Below are 14,847 nucleotides of genomic sequence, written 5' to 3' on the forward strand. Positions count from 1 at the left end.
CCGCACTCGGACGCGACGCTGTAGTGGACGGTTTCGAACCATTCGACTGAAAGTGTGCCCGACATGAACCACCGCATTTACACACGACTTCCCCGTACGCTCGCTGTCGCCGTTCCGGTTGTCGCAATCCTTGCCAGCGCCGCGTGCTCGACCACCGACACACCGGTGGCGAACGCATCGAGCACGACGTCGATTTCTGCCACGCAGCAGCCTGCTGCGACCGGCGATTCGGCGATTGTCACTCAGAATCGACTCAGCGCCGACGCAGCAGTGAAGGCTGCTGGTGCGGCCCTGGCAAAATGCCGGGCGGACGGGCTCGGATTTGTCACCGTCTCCGTCGTCGACCGTGCGGGAAATGTCATCGCCATGGTGCGCGGCGACAACGCAGCCCAGCACACGGTGGAGGCCTCACGTGAGAAGGCGTACACCTCTGCAGCTTTCGGAGCCGACACCAGTGACCTCTCGCAGCGTACCAAAGGTGAGGGATCGACCATCGCCGACCTCCCCGGCACTCTCTTCCTTGCAGGTGGAGTCACTGTGAAGGCTGGATCCGCGTCGATCGCCGGCATCGGTGTCGGTGGTGCACCGGACGGAATGCAGGACCAAGCGTGTGCTGCAGCAGGTCGTGATGCGATCGCTTCGTCACTCGGCTGAGTGAGCGCATTCAGCGTGCTTCGTGAATTGTGCTTTTCGCCACCTGGATTCGCTCGGCACGACGGTTGTCCGATTGTTGCGATGACCTCGACTTTGTAACACCGGAGCCCCCGGAAAGGGACAAACACGTCGACAGTGGAACCGACGATGCACTTACCGAAGCGAGTTTCTTGATGCGCAGTTTCGGGGAAAGACACAACCTTGCAGAGAATCAGATTCAGGTTGCCCGAACGCAATACACGGCGGGTACGGGTGCTCGTAGCGGCGTTGCTGTCGATCTTCCTCCTCGGCGGCATGTTCGGTCCGACCGCCGTGAGCGCTACTCCGGCGCATACGGCGCCATGGGGTGGTTACGACGAGTTGTGGGTCCCGTCTTCGATGGGAAACATCAAGGTTCAGGTGCAGTGGGCCGCGCGGGGCGGCAACGCCGCGTTGTACCTACTTGACGGTCTTCGCGCGCAAAACGACAGGAATGCTTGGAGTTTCGAAACCAACGCACTCGATCAGTACCGCAACGACAACATCACGTTGGTGATGCCGGTCGGCGGTGAGTCGAGTTTCTACACGGACTGGTACGCGCCGTCCAATTTCAATGCTCAGCCCATAACGTACAGGTGGGAAACATTTCTCACACGCGAGCTTCCGGACTTCCTTGCAGGGTATGGTGTTTCACCAACCAACAATGCGATCATCGGGTTGTCGATGGGCGGCAGTGCCGCGTTGAACCTGGCGGGGCATCATCGGGATCAGTTCAAGTTCGCGGGCTCGCTGTCCGGCTACATCAATATCTCGGGCCCGGGTATGCGTGAGGCGATCCGCGTAGCCATGTTCGACGCCGGCCGGTACAACGTCGATTCGATGTGGGGCCCGCCGTGGTCATCCGGGTGGCTTCGCAACGACCCGTTCGTCAACGCGGAATCGCTTCGCGGACTGTCGATGTACATTTCGTCGTCCAACGGCATCCCGGGACCGTACGATCATCCGTCTGCGCCGATCGATTACTTCCACACGGCGACGGGTATGGGGCTGGAGGCGCTCTCGTGGGTGCATGCGCGTGCATTCGAAATTCGTCTGAAATCCATGGGAATCCCAGCGACGTACAGCTTTCCGCCCGCCGGGATTCACTCCTGGCCGTATTGGTCTGCTGAATTGTGGATGGCCAGAGGACAAATTCTCGACACCATGAACGCCTGGTGACGCAGATGTGAGGATCTCTCCGGACTGGCGTATGCGTCAAGTCCGGAGAGAACTCGCTCAGAAGGTGATGATTCCGCGCAGGTTGCGACCGGCATGCATGTCGGCGAAACCGTCGTTGATCTGGTCGAGGCTGTACCGGTTGGTGATCAGTCCGTCGAGTTCGAGCTTGCCGCTGGTATAGAGATCGATCATCCAGGGAATGTCGGCAGTGGGATTGGATGCGCCGAACAACGATCCTTGAATTCTCTTCTGGTACAAGGTGAGTTCCATCAGGCTCACGGGAATGCCGATGTCCGTCATCTTCCCGAGGCCGGTGACGACGCAAGTTCCTGCCTTGCGGATTGACGAGAACGCCTGCGCGACATGTTCTCCGGTGGTGACGCCGACGGTGACGATGGCGGAATCCGCGCCCTGGCCGTTGGTGAACGAGCGCGCGATGTCCGTGGCTTCCTCCATGGTGGCCACGGCATGGGTCGCCCCCAATTTCAATGCACTGTCGCGCTTGAACGCAACCGGGTCCACCGCGATCACGTGGGCGGCGCCGGCATGCGAGGCGCCCTGTACCGCGTTGATTCCGATTCCGCCGACTCCCATGACGATGACGGTCTGCCCGGGGTACACCTGAGCGGAGTTGACCGCGGCGCCCCAACCGGTTCCGACGCCGCAGCCGAGCAGACACAAAGCGTCGAGCGGCACGTGCTTGTCGACTTTCACGGCCGAGAGAGTGCTGACCGTGGTGTATTCACTGAAGGTGGACAGGCCGCAGGTTTGTGCGACTGGCTGACCGTCGAGAGACATTCTGTAACTAGAGGTTTCGCCGGGCCTGCTGCCGGTCATGATGGCAGCACCGTTGTCGCAGAGGTTCTGGATTCCGCTTGCGCACCAACGGCAGCGGCCGCAGGCGGCGAGGAACGAGAACACGACATGATCGCCCTCGGACCATCCTTCGGTGTTCGGCCCGACCTCGACGACGATTCCGGCGCCTTCGTGTCCGCCGCAGATGGGATAGCGGCCGACTCCGTGGTCGCCGCTGGCGATGTGATCGTCCGAGTGGCACAGGCCGGAGGCGACCATCTTGACAGTGAGTTCGCCGCTGCGGGGTGAATCGAGTTCGAGGTCGACCACCTCGTATGTGCCTGGTGCTTGGCGAATGACGGCTCCACGAGTGCGCAAGTTGTCTCCTGAGGTGAGAGTTGTTCTTCGGCTACCTCAGTTGTCTACTCGAGAGTTCAGGACGGGCTCGAGGCCCATCTCACTGATCGGACGTTTCGTATTTTTCGGATTCGTCCGGGGTTCGTCCCAAGATGGCGAGTTGCAGTTCGGTGAGCAGTCGTGTGTCCGGCTCGTCCAACGAAATGCCCATGATCTGTTCAGCGCGCCGAATGCGGTAGCGCAGCGTGTTCGGATGTACTTTCAGAGACGAGGCGGCCTTCTTCACATCCCCGAAAGCTGTCAGGTAGGCCGTGAGCGTGAACTGCATGTCAGAGGTGTTCTTGTCGTCGTAGGAGACGAGTCTGTCGATACGAGGGTCTCGCAATCGCTCGTGATCAGCAACGAGGTCGAGTATCTCGCCCAGCAATACCGCGGTGCGTGACGCCGCGAGTGTGGTGACCTTCGAGGTTTCGTGATCATCGGTGGTATCGAGCACGCGGTCCACCTCTCGACGCGCCTCGGGTACGCCGTGCAACCGCGCGATCGGGACCGCGACTGCGGCGCGCACGCTGATGCCTGCACGGTCCTCGACTACCCGCACGGTGTCGTAAGCCCAGTCGCTGACAGCGACCTCGTGGTCGGCCTGAGGGAACAATACGTAGATCCGGTTGTCGATGATCGTCGTGACCGCGTCGCTGCGGAATGCGCTGGCGCGCAGGCGCAAGGCGTTGGTGATTCGATCGAGATTCGATCCGGGCGAGAGTGATGTCGCAAATCCGATGACCGCAGACGGTCCGTCGGTGTTGATGCCGAAAGAACCGGCCAGCGAGTGCATGTCGACCCCGCCGGAGCGAACGCCGAACAGCCTTTGCACTTGGGCATTCTCGCGGCTGGAGGCGTCCAAGGTCCGCATGAGAATGCGTGCGGCGACTGCCGCTGCACCCCGCAATACCGCTTGGGCGTCGTGGGAAAGAGGTCCAGACGCGCGCTGCACCCAGATGCTGCCGAGATTGTGTTGGTGTGCAACAGAACCCGTCGGCGCTGACAGGTCCGGGCGGGTGATGCTCACAGCCAGCCTCTGCGCGGCTCCGATGCTCGGCTCGGAGGGCAGACTGATGACCTCGTCCGATCGCCTGAGATGCTCGAACACGCCTCTGCTCTCTATCCATTCGGTGTATTCGATCGGCCACTCCCGGCCGAGTATGGAGAGCTGACGGAGTTCGTCTTCGCCTTCGTGAGCAGAGGAATATGCGATGACATGGAGTGCCGTGTCGTCGATCGTCACGAGTCCGCCAGTCAATTCGGCGATCGTTTCCGAGAGCGCGAACAGATCCGAATCACCTTCGGCCACAGCTCCCGCGACGGCCCGCGAACGGTACATGCTCTGTGTCAGAAGCCGTAGTACGAGCGAATAGACGTGCCCGGAACTAGCCTGCGGATGTACCGCGGCCACTGCGATCCCGATGTTACGTGCGGCGGTGAGAACCGTCGTCGCCTCGCGCGCATTCTTGACGAGCAGAAGCTTCGGGCGACGCCTCGCCGGCCTGCCTTCGAACTTTCGCAGCCACTGCGTCAACGTCGATTCGGGCACCCCTACGGGGAGGTAGATGTCGGAGATCGCACCACGGCTGTCGGTGCCGTCGATATCGGAGGACTCGACGAGGGCGATCGAACGGATTTCGACATCGAGTCCATCCGGGCTTTCCAGAAGTTCGATCACGGACTTGTCCGTGGAATGCATGAGGGCGCCGAGGGTGGTGCCGACACTCGGCCCGTTATTCCTCGGACCTGTCGACGCTTGCGGGAGGGCTACAGAAAGTGGCTGCACATTTGCTCCTCGGCCGGTGGGTCATTACAGGCTAACCCCGACAGACGAAATGCAGAATAAGGAAATAGGGGACAAATTTATTCGTCAGGCATGGTGATGCCGAGTTCCTGCACCTTTTCGGCGACTGCCTCTGGAAAAACGTTCTTGAACAGATAAAGGTCTTGTCCGATCACCCAACCAGGTGCCAACGCCGTCGCATATCGCTCGAAGTATCCGAGTTGTTTACCGAAAAGAACCAATTCCTCGGGACTCGCAACACCCCACTGCTTGCCCAATTGAATCAGTGCCATGATCAATTCACTGAGCTTGAGTTCACCGAGGTCACGGCCGAGAATCGGGGCCAGGGCCGTTGCGACCTGCATGCCGAGCTGATCGTCGTCGACTTCGTAGTCGGTTGCATATCCCAAGGATCGAATTCCGCGGGCGACACGGGCGAAATCACCGTCGATGAGGGTGGCTCGGAACATGTCGGAAAGGATGGATCTCCATGTCTCGGGAAGGACGCCGACGATGCCGAAGTCGAGCATCGCTATCCGGCCGTCGTCGAGGACCCACAAATTTCCCGCATGGACATCTCCGTGGAACGGACCGTGAACGATGACTGATTCGAGCCAGACCTTCACTCCGCGCCGGATCAGCATGCGGGCTTCGTCGATGCCGTCCGGACCGGCGACGAACCGATCCAGTGGAACGCCGCGCATGCGTTCCATACAGATGACGCGGGGACCACAGTAGTCCCAGTACACCTCCGGTGTCGTGACTCCTTTGTTGTCACCGAATGCGCTGATGTTGTTCCGGAATGTGGTTTGCCGGTCGGCCTCGACCGCGCTGTTCAATTCCGTCATCGTTGCATTGTGCAGATCGCGAATGATGGCGGTGGCATTGGCAATTCGAAGGAACTCGACAAACTTCTCGAGGATGTTCGCACCCCAGTACGCCGCCCGCAGGTCGATCAGCATCCGCGCATAGATGTCCGGACGCTGGATCTTGATGACCGCCTCTCGGCCGTCGTGCAGAACGCACGCGTGTACCTGCGCTACCGATGCGGCCGCGAGAGGTACGTCGTCGAATTTCGCGAACAGGTCGTCCACGGAGTAACCGAGGTCCTTCTGCACGACGCTTCTGGCCTGCTCGGCCGGGAAAGACGGAACATCGTCGAGGCAGCGTAGGCATGCATTGGCGACGGGGGCCGGGAACAGGCCGGACGACGACGCGACCAGTTGGCCGAGCTTGACGAAGGTGGGCCCCAGCGCGATGAAGCCGTCGACCATCCCGTCGGAAGCAGCGTCTGCCCAGGTGCGTCCACGCTTGCGGAAAGGCCACACGATCAGTGCCAGCATGATCGACGTGGACAACACGACGGCGATGATCGCGGAACGCCACAACTGGGCGAGGCCGAAGCGTTCGAGGTCCGGCATGCGGACTTCGAGGGCAGTGGCGGGCACTCCTGACGAGTACGGCCCGACAGGTCGCGTTGGATCCAGCACAGCTCTCCCTCGTTCAACGAGCGCATCCAGCATTTTGCCGTGAGATCACTTGCGCGACCCCTTCCGTTAGTCAGTATGCCAAGTCACACATAACTGCCGGAACCGCCTACGCGTTCAGCCTACGATCGGTGAATGCGTGAGCACTTGATCCCGATCGGCGAGGTTGCAAAATCGTTCGGAATCGCGGCGTCGACCTTGCGATATTACGAGGACGAAGGACTGCTGTCCGCGCGGTCGCGAACTGGCGGCAAACGCTGGTACGGGCAGGGTGAGCTGCGACGGCTGGCATTGATCCGGATGTACGCCGAGACGGGAATGTCCTTGGAGCAGGTGCGGTCCTTCATCGAAACCGATACCACGTCCGAGCAGTTCTCCACGGTTCTCGCAGATCAAGTGTCGACGCTCGAGGCACAGATCTCCGCAGCCAACCGAGCGAAACTGATACTCGAGCATCACCTGACGTGTCGGCAAGAGCGTCCGATGCAGTGCCCGTGGTTGCTCGAGCAGCTCGACATTCGTGTCGAAGCGGCGCTTGACTTCAAGTTGACTTGAACCTTCATAGTTAGGGCGTACTTACCGCCCTACCCGGAGGTTGACCATGTCGGCACGACGATGGCTGCCGCTCATCGCCGCATGCATCGGAACTTTCCTGTTACTGACGTACGCCACGATCACAACGATCGCGGTGCCGGCCATCGCAGTCGGTTTGGACGGCAGTACGGGCGCGATGTCATGGGTCGTCGACGCCTACACGCTGGCTCTTGCCGCGCTTCTTGTGGGCATGGGCGCACTCGGCGATGCGTGGGGACGCAAACGCCTCTACATCTGCGGACTGGTCGTGTTCCTGGTTGCAACGGCCGTGTGCGCGATTGCTCCGGACGTCACGGTTCTGGTCGTTGCTCGCGGCGCGCAAGGAATTGCCGGTGCGGCGATGTTCGCGACACTCCTGCCTCTGCTCGGCGACGCATATTCGGGCCGCGATCGGCACGTGGCTTTTGCCGCGTGGGGTGCCGTCGCTGGATTGGCGGCGGGAATCGGCAATGTTGCAGGAGGGCTGCTGACGCAGTTCTTCGACTGGCGTGCGGTCTTCTATTCCGGAATCCCCGTGGCCGCAGTGGCGCTCGCAATGGCTGTGTTCTGTTTCGCCGACAGTGAGCGCGGCGACGACAACATCGACTGGGCCGGAATCGTTTTGTTCACCCTCGCTGCCGTTGCCGCGGTTCTCGGCGTGACGTGGGGCGGCGACATCGGGTGGGCTTCGTCGTCGACAGCTCTTGCCTTCCTGATCGCAATCGGTGCGCTGACGGCGTTTGTGTTCTGGCAGTGTCGAGGCAGCAGTCCGATGCTCGATCCGGCATTGTTCCGATCCCTGAAATTCGACGGCGTCCTCGTCGCTGCTTTCGGGTACTACCTCGCGGCCTACGGCCCGCTCGTAGTCCTTTCACTGTGGCTGCAGAACGGGCTGGAACTGTCGGCATCGGCGGCCGCACTCGTGCTCTCGATTCAACCGCTCGCTTTTGTCTTCGTATCGGCCTTGTGTGGATCACGGCTTCAGCGAGTCGACCTTCGACTGTCGCTCGGATTCGGGACGATCCTTTGCGGAATCGGTTGCGTGGCCATGCTGTACGTTCTCGCCGAGCCGGTCTGGCCCGCACTGATCGCCGGGCTGATTCTGACCGGTGTCGGTTCGGCGATGGTGTCGCCGGTGCTGCCGGGTGCCGCGATGTCGGACGCCCCGGCAGAGCGCGCCGGGACGGCTTCGGCAACAGCCAACTCGTCGCGTCAACTCGGGCTTGCCGTCGGAATTGCGTTGTGCGGCTCGCTCTTCGTCGGTCCGGACGAGTTCGCCTTGCTGTGGCCGTTGGTCTTCTGTGCCGGCGTCGGAATGCTCACGGGTTTGGTGTCGATCCTTCTCTTTTCTCGTTCGTCAACTCCTGCAACAGTTCAACCAATCGCCGAAAGGGCACACACATGACCACGCTGTTCACTCCACGACCGCACCGGCGTATCGAGATGGACTGGAATCGCCGCAGGTTCCTCGGCGCTGCAGCAGGATTGGCTGCTGCGCTGGCAGCGGCCGGTTGCTCGCGTTCGGACGCAGACGCCGGGGGCGAAGGCGATGCAGGCTGGTCCTTCACCGATGATCGCGGCAATCTGATCGAATTGGATTCACCACCAAGGAGATTTGTCACCTACACCGGTATCGCGGGTGCTCTGTGGGATTACGGACTGGTGCCTGTCGGAGTTTTCGGGGCACTGACACGATCGCCGGGATCAACGGACACCAGCATCTCCGGCAATTTGGATTTCTCGAAGACCGAGATGGTCGGGCAGCTCTGGGGACAAGTGGAACTCGAGAAGATCGCTGCGCTGGAGCCGGACGTCGTCATAGTCCCTCAGCTGCGTGGTTCGGCACTACTCGACGAGGCGAACTTGGATGCGGTGAAAGGCTTGTCGACAGTACTGTTCGTGGAAACGGCAGCAGGAACCATCGACCGAGCCGTGCAAGAGATCGTGGAACTGGCCGTGGAAGTCGGGGCGGACCAGGATATGGAGGCTCAGCGAAAAGACTACGACGCTGCGCGTGCACGGATCTCCGAAGTTGCTTCTTCGCTGAATAATTCACAGGTTTTGTTCGCGTCCGCAGATCCGGACACGATTCGTGTCAGTCGTTCGGGCTTCCCGATCCTCGCAGATCTGGCGGGATTGGGCCTTGCCGTCGTCGATCCGGCCGAGGGGTCGTCGGTCTACGTCGAGAAACTGGCTTGGGAGATGGCGGACCACTATCCGGCCGACATGATCTTCCTCGACGATCGCCCGTCCAGTTTGCAACTGGATACGCTCGGAACCAATCCTGCGTGGTCCAACTTGTCCGCGGTGAAGGCGGGGAAGATCGGGACCTGGAATCCGGAACCCGTGCTCAGTTATGCCGGGATCGCCCGTACGTACAACGATCTGGCTGAGCAGCTGCTGGCATTCTCACATTCCTGACCGCCGCGTCGTCTACGACGTATGGACCTCTTCACCGATCTGTCTCCTCGAGTTGATTCCCTCGATTGGCCTGCGCTGATCGAGGGAATCGACTCCAGTGGGTGTGCCCAGACGACGCCGATACTCGACGAGTCGGAATGTCGCGAAATTGCTTCCTGGTACTCGGAGGTCGACCGGTTCCGGAGCACCGTCGACATGGCTCGATACCGCTTCGGCCAAGGGGAGTACCGGTACTTCGGTGATCCCGTACCGGAGCCGATCACGGCTATGCGATCCGCCTTCTACCGACACCTCCTGCCCGTGGCGCGGGAGTGGGCGTTCAAGCTGGGTGAGGGTGCACCGTGGCCGGATTCTTTCGAAGAATGGATCGATCAGTGTCACGACGCCGGTCAGAATCGCCCTACCCCGATCCTTCTGTCCTACGGACCTGGTGACTGGAATGCATTGCATCGGGACTTGTACGGAGAGTTGGTGTTTCCCTTGCAAGTCGTGATCGGGCTCGACAGACCTCGCATCGACCACGCTGGCGGCGAGTTCTTGCTCGTGGAACAGCGGCCGCGCGCCCAGTCGAAAGGGACGGTGACAGTTCTCGGGCAAGGTCACGCGTTGATCTTCACCACGCGGGATCGACCGGTGCAGAGTTCTCGCGGGTGGTCGAGAGCCCCTGTGCGACATGGTGTCAGCGTGGTGCACTCGGGTACGCGTCGAACATTGGGATTGGTGCTTCACGATGCCGAGTAAGACGTACATTCTCCGCGACGCTCGCAACAAATCCTACGAGAGTTCGACGCCCGGTGTGCTTGGCGGGCACCGGAAAACGAAGATCTACGGGCGACTCGACTGTCGAGGGGCTGCGCAGGCAATCGCGCGTGGCGGGTATGTCGCCAGTCGGGTGTTCTTCGCGGACGAGCCGACCGCGATTGCGGCCGGCTATCGCCCCTGTGCCGTCTGCATGCCAGAAGGTTACGCAGCCTGGAAGGCAGTTGCTACGCGCCGAAGCGGTCGCGGTACTCCTTCGGAATGAGCGGCTTGTCGCCGCGGACCTTCAGCTGCTGGACAGCCCAGGTATTGCCGTCCGGGTCGGCGAATCCGAAGAAGGTGCCCCCGTCACGCTCGTCGAAGACGGTGACCTCACTGGCATCGACGCCGCGGTCGATGAGCTCCTGGCGAGCCGCTGCAGCGTCGGCCACGACCAACTGCAATCCCTTCAACGAACCAGGGGCCATCTCGGTTTGCGACGGCAGGTTGCCGATGACGATCGAGCAGCCCGAACCACGCGGAGTGAGCTGGGCGACCGTCATGTGTTCGTTGACGGTGTGGTGGTCGAGATCGAAACCGACCTTGTCACGGTAGAACTCGATGGAGCGGTCGAGGTCACTGACGGGAACGATGACTACTTCGAGGGTCCAGTCCATGAAACTGCCTTTCGCTGAGGAGGTTCGGGCAAACAGGTGGTCAGAGTTGCGCGACGATCTTGTCCAGGCGTTCGTAACCTTCGGTGACGCCGAGCTCCATATTGCTCTCGATCATTCCGTCTCGCGCTTCGAGGCTCGGATATACGGAATGGCCGGAGAGGCGGGTGCGTCCGTTGCCCAGATCCTCGAACGTGATCGATTCGATGCTGACGACGTCGGGAAATCCCTCGTATTCGAAGGTCTGGATGGCAAAGTCGTTCTCGCGAACGACGTGAAATACACCGTTGAACCGGAACTCTTCGCCCTCGGGGTTGCGATGGACGTACTTGTATCGACCGCCGCTCACGAACTCGTATTCGTCGATCTCCATCTCGTATCCGTTGGGGCCGAGCCACTGCTTGACCAGATCGGGATTCGAATGAGCTGCGAAGACGGCACTGACGGGTGCGTCGAATTCGCGGGTGATGTCGATGTACGGCACGCCCTCAGGAGCCGTGATGGTGACGGGATTGGTGGTAGCCATGGCTAAGTCTCCTTCTGTGTGGTGCTGAGTAGGTGATCGAGCTTGCGGAACTGTTGTTCGTGGATCAGTCGATAGCGGTCGATCCAGGCGGTCAAAGCCTCGAGAGTTGCGGCGTTGAGATGTACCGGCCGCCTCTGGGCTTCGTGGCTGCGAGTGACCAAACCCGCGGCTTCGAGTACCTGAATATGTTTGGAGATGGCCTGTTTCGTGATCTCGAACGGCTCGGCCAACTCGTTGACCGTTTGGGGGCCGGTGCTCAGGCGGGCGATGATCCGCCGTCGTACCGGGTCGGCAAGTGCCATGAACGCTTTGTCGAGACGCTCGTCTGCTCCTGGATCCACGATCACTTGTCAACCATCTCCTTTATCAACCAACCTGTTGATTACGATACGAGCCCATGCATAGGGTGTCAATGCTTCGAAACCGATTAGCGTGGAAACCATGAACGCTCTGATTCCTCGGCCACGATTGGAAGTGGCGCCGGGGGCGATCCTCGTTCCGGATTGGCTCAGCGTCGAACAGCAACGCTTCTTGGTGGCCGAGTGCCGACGGTGGGCGACCGCACCCGTACCGATGCGCTCCGCTGTTGTCCCTGGTGGGCACAAGATGTCGGTGCAAACAGTCTGTCTCGGTTGGCATTGGCAGCCGTACAAGTACACGCGCACCGCCGACGACGTGAACGGTGCGCCTGTCGCAGCGGTGCCTGACTGGCTCGTCGACCTCGGCCGGGCCGCAGTTGCCGCTGCCTATGATGATCCGACTGCGGGGGAGCGGTACACGCCGGACACCGCGCTGATCAATTTCTACGACGAGGGCGCTCGGATGGGCATGCACCAGGACAAGGACGAGCGCTGCGACGCTCCCGTCGTCTCACTGAGTGTCGGGCAGAGTTGTGTCTTTCGATTCGGGAATTCCGAGAACCGGAACAAGCCGTACACCGACGTCGAACTCCATTCGGGTGATCTCTTCGTCTTCGGTGGAGAGTCTCGGTTCGCATATCACGGAGTGCCGAAAGTTATTGCGGGAAGTGCAAGTCCCGACATAGGTCTGCCGTCCGGGCGGCTGAACATCACCCTGCGGGATACCGGAATGTCGTGACTGTCTCACCCCTGCTGTGCCACTGGTGCAGCAGGGTCGAAGTCTGCGCTCGAAGGTCCGTCCCCGACCATCTCGATCAACTCGGTCGACGGTGGAGTTGGCAGCGTGCGCCAGCGCTCTCGTTCGAGGTTGTGGGGTTGTGTCTCGTTCATGCCCTCATTATCGACTTCCGGCTCCGATCCACCAGTCGGGGATGGGCCGGGTGCAATTCGGTAGGCCGTTGAGGGAGCCCCGCTGTCTCGTCGACATCCTCGGACCTCGGCACGTCGACGACAGTTCGGGTCGCGTCACGGGTCTGGGGAGGTTGGTGGGTGGATTCGAGGCGACCGTGATTCGCTTACCCCAGTGTCTTGTTGCGGCCGGCGAGGGAGCCGAAGACGAGTTGCACGGCCAGCAGCACCAGCAACGCGATCAGAGGAGTCGTCCAGGAATCGACGGCGTCGTGCAGTGCACCGAAAACGAGGGGACCGGTGGCGGCCAGAAGGTATCCGACGGACTGTGCCATACCCGAGAGTGCCGCTGCTTGACCGTGATTGACAGTGCGTATTGCGAAGAAGGACAAGGCAATGACAATCGATCCGCCGATGCCGATGCCGAGGAATGCATTCCACAGCAGGGCCCAGGAGGGGAGGAGGAGTTGGCCGAGAACTGCCACTGCGGCGACCGACACCAGCCCGAGGACGGCTCCTCTCTGATCCTTGGGCAGTTTGTGCAGGAGCACTGCTGTGAGGAGGCTGCCGACGATCGAGAATATTTGCATGATGCCTTGATGCAGTCCGGCGGTAGCCGCGGTAGTGCCGTGTGATTCTTCAATGGTGGGCCACCATGTCAGAACGGTGTAGAAGAAGAGAGATTGGACGCCCATGAATATTGTGATCTGCCACCCGAGTGCTGAGCGCCAGGGGGAGCGATGGCCGCCTGGATGGGGATCCAAAGCCGCAGCGTGATCGTGTTTCGGAAGCGTGCGTCGGCGAAGTTGGGGAAGGAACACCCCAAATCCTATGAGAGCCATAGCAGCCCAGATTCCGAATGCGATCCGCCAACCGTGATCGGTGAGACCGGCGATCGGCACGGCAAGTCCGGATGCGGTTGCGGCAACAGCTGCAGAGACTGCCGAGAAGATGCCGGTCAAACGGCCGGCTTCGGTCGGGAAGTCTCGTTTGAGGAGCGCCGGCAGTAGAACGTTCATTGTTGCGATGGACATGCCGAGCGATACGGTACCGATCCACAGCGCAGGCATCCACGGAACAGAGCGGATCACGATCGCTAAGGCGAGCATGCCGAGTGCTGCTGCGAGTGTCCGTTCCATTCCCCACCGAGCTGCGATGACCGGGGCAACGGGGGAGAACACTGCGAAGCACAGCAGTGGAAGGCTGATCAGCGCTGATGCTGTTGTCGACGAGATATCGAGATCGGTGCGTACCTCACCGAGTAGCGGGCCGACGACTGTGATTGAGGCTCGAAGATTGGCTGCGATGAGAAGAATGCCAGCGATAACGAGTCCTCGGCGCATCATCGGTATCGCGCTCGGGGCAGACGCCACGTTTTCGGTGTCGGAGATGACGTTAGCCATAGGTGTGCCCTTCTGAGATTGTCTGTGCGCTGAACCTCTTGTGTGTCAGCTACTTCGGCATGTTTTGCAGAAAGAGGGATCGGCTGTGGTCCATCAGTCGGACCACTGCGGCGGCTGCGCCGTCCGGATCGCGGTCACGGATGGCCGCAAGCAGCTGCCGGTGTGGGTCGTCGTCGGTCCAAGGTCCGATGAACAGCTGTCGAGTCTCCTTGTCGGACTTACCTTGTGGGATGCTCATGGTGTCAGAGCGATCGAGACTGCGGTAGATGTCCGTGATCAGTTGGTTCCCGCTCGCTGCGAACATCTCCAGGTGGAAGTCGAGGTCGTACTCGACGGATTTGGCGACGTCGGGCTCAGCGTCTCGGCCATCCAAAGCCCGAGTCATTCGGTCGATGTCTTCGGGCAGGGCTCGTTCGGCTGCGAGTCGGGCGGCGTAGAGCTCCAAAGCTTCACGGGCTTCGAAGATTTCGAGCACGTTCTCCGCCGCTGCACGTCGTTGGAGCGCAATCTCGAGTTCTGAGCTCGCGCAGACGTAGGTTCCGTCTCCCGGGCGCGCTTCGAGGAGGCCGGCATGGACGAGGCCGCGAATGGCCTCCCGGACCGTATTGCGGCTCGCGCCGGTCATTTCGACAAGTTGATGCTCGCCTGGGATCTTCTGTCCTAGTTCCCAGTGACCGGAGGTGATTTGGGACCGCAGTTGTTCCGCGATCTGCACTGAAAGTGGGATGTTGCGTGCGGTGGGTGCGATACGGGGATCCGGCATGAGTCAAATGTAGGACATTTGGCGATTTGTGGATAGGTTTACCTTTGTGATCTAGGGCACTCGGGTTCGGATCGGCCTGGGCGGGTACCGCCCTTCTGCATGTCTGCGTGCACGTGAGTGCTCCTGCCGACCGCGCACGGGGCAGTTGACTCGACTCGGAGGGCAA

The 14,847-nt window shown here is 61.0% G+C and carries 17 protein-coding genes; 8 read left to right on the top strand and 9 right to left on the bottom strand.

The window, feature by feature from the left end; translation table 11 throughout:
• The first annotated feature begins 63 nt into the window (after positions 1-63).
• Together AC1DVN_RS13545 and AC1DVN_RS13550 are read left to right on the top strand one after the other, a co-directional pair.
• Entirely contained in the window at positions 64-654 is a 591-nt protein-coding gene (locus AC1DVN_RS13545) for a GlcG/HbpS family heme-binding protein (protein ID WP_042953101.1), read from the top strand.
• A 201-nt stretch (positions 655-855) separates the two neighbouring features.
• Positions 856-1,851 (top strand): alpha/beta hydrolase, encoded by a 996-nt coding sequence (locus AC1DVN_RS13550; protein WP_019745623.1) that lies wholly within the window; start codon positions 856-858, stop codon positions 1,849-1,851.
• 57 nt (positions 1,852-1,908) lie between these two features.
• On the opposite strand, the gene AC1DVN_RS13555 is transcribed toward AC1DVN_RS13550, so the two are convergent.
• The 3 genes from AC1DVN_RS13555 to AC1DVN_RS13565 all read right to left on the bottom strand — a co-directional run bounded on the left by AC1DVN_RS13555 (position 1,909) and on the right by AC1DVN_RS13565 (position 6,318).
• Positions 1,909-3,024 carry an NDMA-dependent alcohol dehydrogenase gene (locus tag AC1DVN_RS13555; RefSeq protein WP_477993910.1) on the bottom strand — a complete coding sequence of 372 codons (1,116 nt, stop codon included), beginning with the start codon at positions 3,022-3,024 and terminating at the stop codon, positions 1,909-1,911.
• Positions 3,025-3,103: 79 nt separating this feature from the next.
• A complete protein-coding gene (locus tag AC1DVN_RS13560; RefSeq protein WP_258955558.1) occupies positions 3,104-4,831 on the bottom strand; it encodes a PucR family transcriptional regulator in 1,728 nt (575 codons plus the stop codon).
• A gap of 77 nt (positions 4,832-4,908) precedes the next feature.
• Positions 4,909-6,318, bottom strand: a complete 1,410-nt coding sequence (locus AC1DVN_RS13565) for an ABC1 kinase family protein (protein ID WP_003940433.1) — start codon at positions 6,316-6,318, stop codon at positions 4,909-4,911.
• A 132-nt stretch (positions 6,319-6,450) separates the two neighbouring features.
• On the opposite strand from AC1DVN_RS13565, the gene AC1DVN_RS13570 reads away from it, so the two are divergent.
• The 5 genes from AC1DVN_RS13570 to AC1DVN_RS13590 are packed head-to-tail and all read left to right on the top strand — an operon-like array spanning position 6,451 to position 10,333.
• Entirely contained in the window at positions 6,451-6,870 is a 420-nt protein-coding gene (locus AC1DVN_RS13570; RefSeq protein ID WP_355330405.1) for a MerR family transcriptional regulator, read from the top strand.
• 46 nt (positions 6,871-6,916) lie between these two features.
• The gene (locus AC1DVN_RS13575) at positions 6,917-8,293 is read left to right on the top strand and encodes an MFS transporter (protein ID WP_322001181.1); all 1,377 of its coding nucleotides are present in this window, start codon (positions 6,917-6,919) and stop codon (positions 8,291-8,293) included.
• The gene (locus tag AC1DVN_RS13580) at positions 8,290-9,309 is read left to right on the top strand and encodes an ABC transporter substrate-binding protein (RefSeq protein ID WP_477993911.1); all 1,020 of its coding nucleotides are present in this window, start codon (positions 8,290-8,292) and stop codon (positions 9,307-9,309) included. The genes AC1DVN_RS13575 and AC1DVN_RS13580 overlap by 4 nt, the downstream gene beginning before the upstream one ends.
• Positions 9,310-9,330: 21 nt before the next feature.
• Positions 9,331-10,050: a 2OG-Fe(II) oxygenase gene (locus AC1DVN_RS13585; RefSeq protein ID WP_064073856.1), complete on the top strand. Its 720-nt coding sequence runs from the start codon at positions 9,331-9,333 to the stop codon at positions 10,048-10,050.
• Positions 10,040-10,333, top strand: a complete 294-nt coding sequence (locus AC1DVN_RS13590) for an Ada metal-binding domain-containing protein (RefSeq protein WP_080552756.1) — start codon at positions 10,040-10,042, stop codon at positions 10,331-10,333. Before AC1DVN_RS13585 ends, AC1DVN_RS13590 begins: the two co-directional genes overlap by 11 nt.
• On the opposite strand, the gene AC1DVN_RS13595 is transcribed toward AC1DVN_RS13590, so the two are convergent.
• The 3 genes from AC1DVN_RS13595 to AC1DVN_RS13605 are packed head-to-tail and all read right to left on the bottom strand — an operon-like array spanning position 10,296 to position 11,594.
• Positions 10,296-10,724: a VOC family protein gene (locus AC1DVN_RS13595; protein ID WP_003940449.1), complete on the bottom strand. Its 429-nt coding sequence runs from the start codon at positions 10,722-10,724 to the stop codon at positions 10,296-10,298. The genes AC1DVN_RS13590 and AC1DVN_RS13595 overlap by 38 nt on opposite strands.
• A 40-nt stretch (positions 10,725-10,764) precedes the next feature.
• Positions 10,765-11,247 carry an SRPBCC family protein gene (locus AC1DVN_RS13600; protein ID WP_003940319.1) on the bottom strand — a complete coding sequence of 161 codons (483 nt, stop codon included), beginning with the start codon at positions 11,245-11,247 and terminating at the stop codon, positions 10,765-10,767.
• A gap of 2 nt (positions 11,248-11,249) precedes the next feature.
• The gene (locus AC1DVN_RS13605) at positions 11,250-11,594 is read right to left on the bottom strand and encodes an ArsR/SmtB family transcription factor (protein ID WP_477993912.1); all 345 of its coding nucleotides are present in this window, start codon (positions 11,592-11,594) and stop codon (positions 11,250-11,252) included.
• 94 nt (positions 11,595-11,688) lie between these two features.
• Between AC1DVN_RS13605 and AC1DVN_RS13610 the strand changes: the two genes are divergently transcribed.
• Positions 11,689-12,345, top strand: a complete 657-nt coding sequence (locus AC1DVN_RS13610) for an alpha-ketoglutarate-dependent dioxygenase AlkB family protein (protein WP_037128920.1) — start codon at positions 11,689-11,691, stop codon at positions 12,343-12,345.
• A gap of 5 nt (positions 12,346-12,350) precedes the next feature.
• Here the strand turns inward: AC1DVN_RS13610 and AC1DVN_RS13615 are convergent, their stop codons facing one another.
• The 3 genes from AC1DVN_RS13615 to AC1DVN_RS13625 form a co-directional block, all read right to left on the bottom strand.
• Positions 12,351-12,497 (bottom strand): hypothetical protein, encoded by a 147-nt coding sequence (locus AC1DVN_RS13615; RefSeq protein ID WP_020723613.1) that lies wholly within the window; start codon positions 12,495-12,497, stop codon positions 12,351-12,353.
• A 185-nt stretch (positions 12,498-12,682) separates the two neighbouring features.
• Positions 12,683-13,918, bottom strand: coding sequence for a CynX/NimT family MFS transporter (locus tag AC1DVN_RS13620; protein ID WP_003939879.1), 1,236 nt, complete (start codon positions 13,916-13,918; stop codon positions 12,683-12,685).
• Positions 13,919-13,967: 49 nt separating this feature from the next.
• Positions 13,968-14,681, bottom strand: coding sequence for a FadR/GntR family transcriptional regulator (locus AC1DVN_RS13625; protein WP_054800661.1), 714 nt, complete (start codon positions 14,679-14,681; stop codon positions 13,968-13,970).
• Positions 14,682-14,847: the final 166 nt, after the last annotated feature.

It is taken from the genome of Rhodococcus sp. P4_E4, assembly GCF_056401575.1.

Excerpts from the sequence above, each read along its gene's own strand:
- AC1DVN_RS13575 (WP_322001181.1), top strand. The coding sequence starts at position 6,917 with ATGTCGGCACGACGATGGCTGCCGCTCATCGCCGCATGCATCGGAACT.
- AC1DVN_RS13545 (WP_042953101.1), top strand. The coding sequence starts at position 64 with ATGAACCACCGCATTTACACACGACTTCCCCGTACGCTCGCTGTCGCC.
- AC1DVN_RS13620 (WP_003939879.1), bottom strand. The coding sequence starts at position 13,918 with ATGGCTAACGTCATCTCCGACACCGAAAACGTGGCGTCTGCCCCGAGC.
- AC1DVN_RS13580 (WP_477993911.1), top strand. The coding sequence starts at position 8,290 with ATGACCACGCTGTTCACTCCACGACCGCACCGGCGTATCGAGATGGAC.
- AC1DVN_RS13590 (WP_080552756.1), top strand. The coding sequence starts at position 10,040 with ATGCCGAGTAAGACGTACATTCTCCGCGACGCTCGCAACAAATCCTAC.
- AC1DVN_RS13570 (WP_355330405.1), top strand. The coding sequence starts at position 6,451 with ATGCGTGAGCACTTGATCCCGATCGGCGAGGTTGCAAAATCGTTCGGA.
- AC1DVN_RS13625 (WP_054800661.1), bottom strand. The coding sequence starts at position 14,681 with ATGCCGGATCCCCGTATCGCACCCACCGCACGCAACATCCCACTTTCA.
- AC1DVN_RS13610 (WP_037128920.1), top strand. The coding sequence starts at position 11,689 with ATGAACGCTCTGATTCCTCGGCCACGATTGGAAGTGGCGCCGGGGGCG.
- AC1DVN_RS13600 (WP_003940319.1), bottom strand. The coding sequence starts at position 11,247 with ATGGCTACCACCAATCCCGTCACCATCACGGCTCCTGAGGGCGTGCCG.
- AC1DVN_RS13615 (WP_020723613.1), bottom strand. The coding sequence starts at position 12,497 with ATGAACGAGACACAACCCCACAACCTCGAACGAGAGCGCTGGCGCACG.
- AC1DVN_RS13595 (WP_003940449.1), bottom strand. The coding sequence starts at position 10,724 with ATGGACTGGACCCTCGAAGTAGTCATCGTTCCCGTCAGTGACCTCGAC.
- AC1DVN_RS13585 (WP_064073856.1), top strand. The coding sequence starts at position 9,331 with ATGGACCTCTTCACCGATCTGTCTCCTCGAGTTGATTCCCTCGATTGG.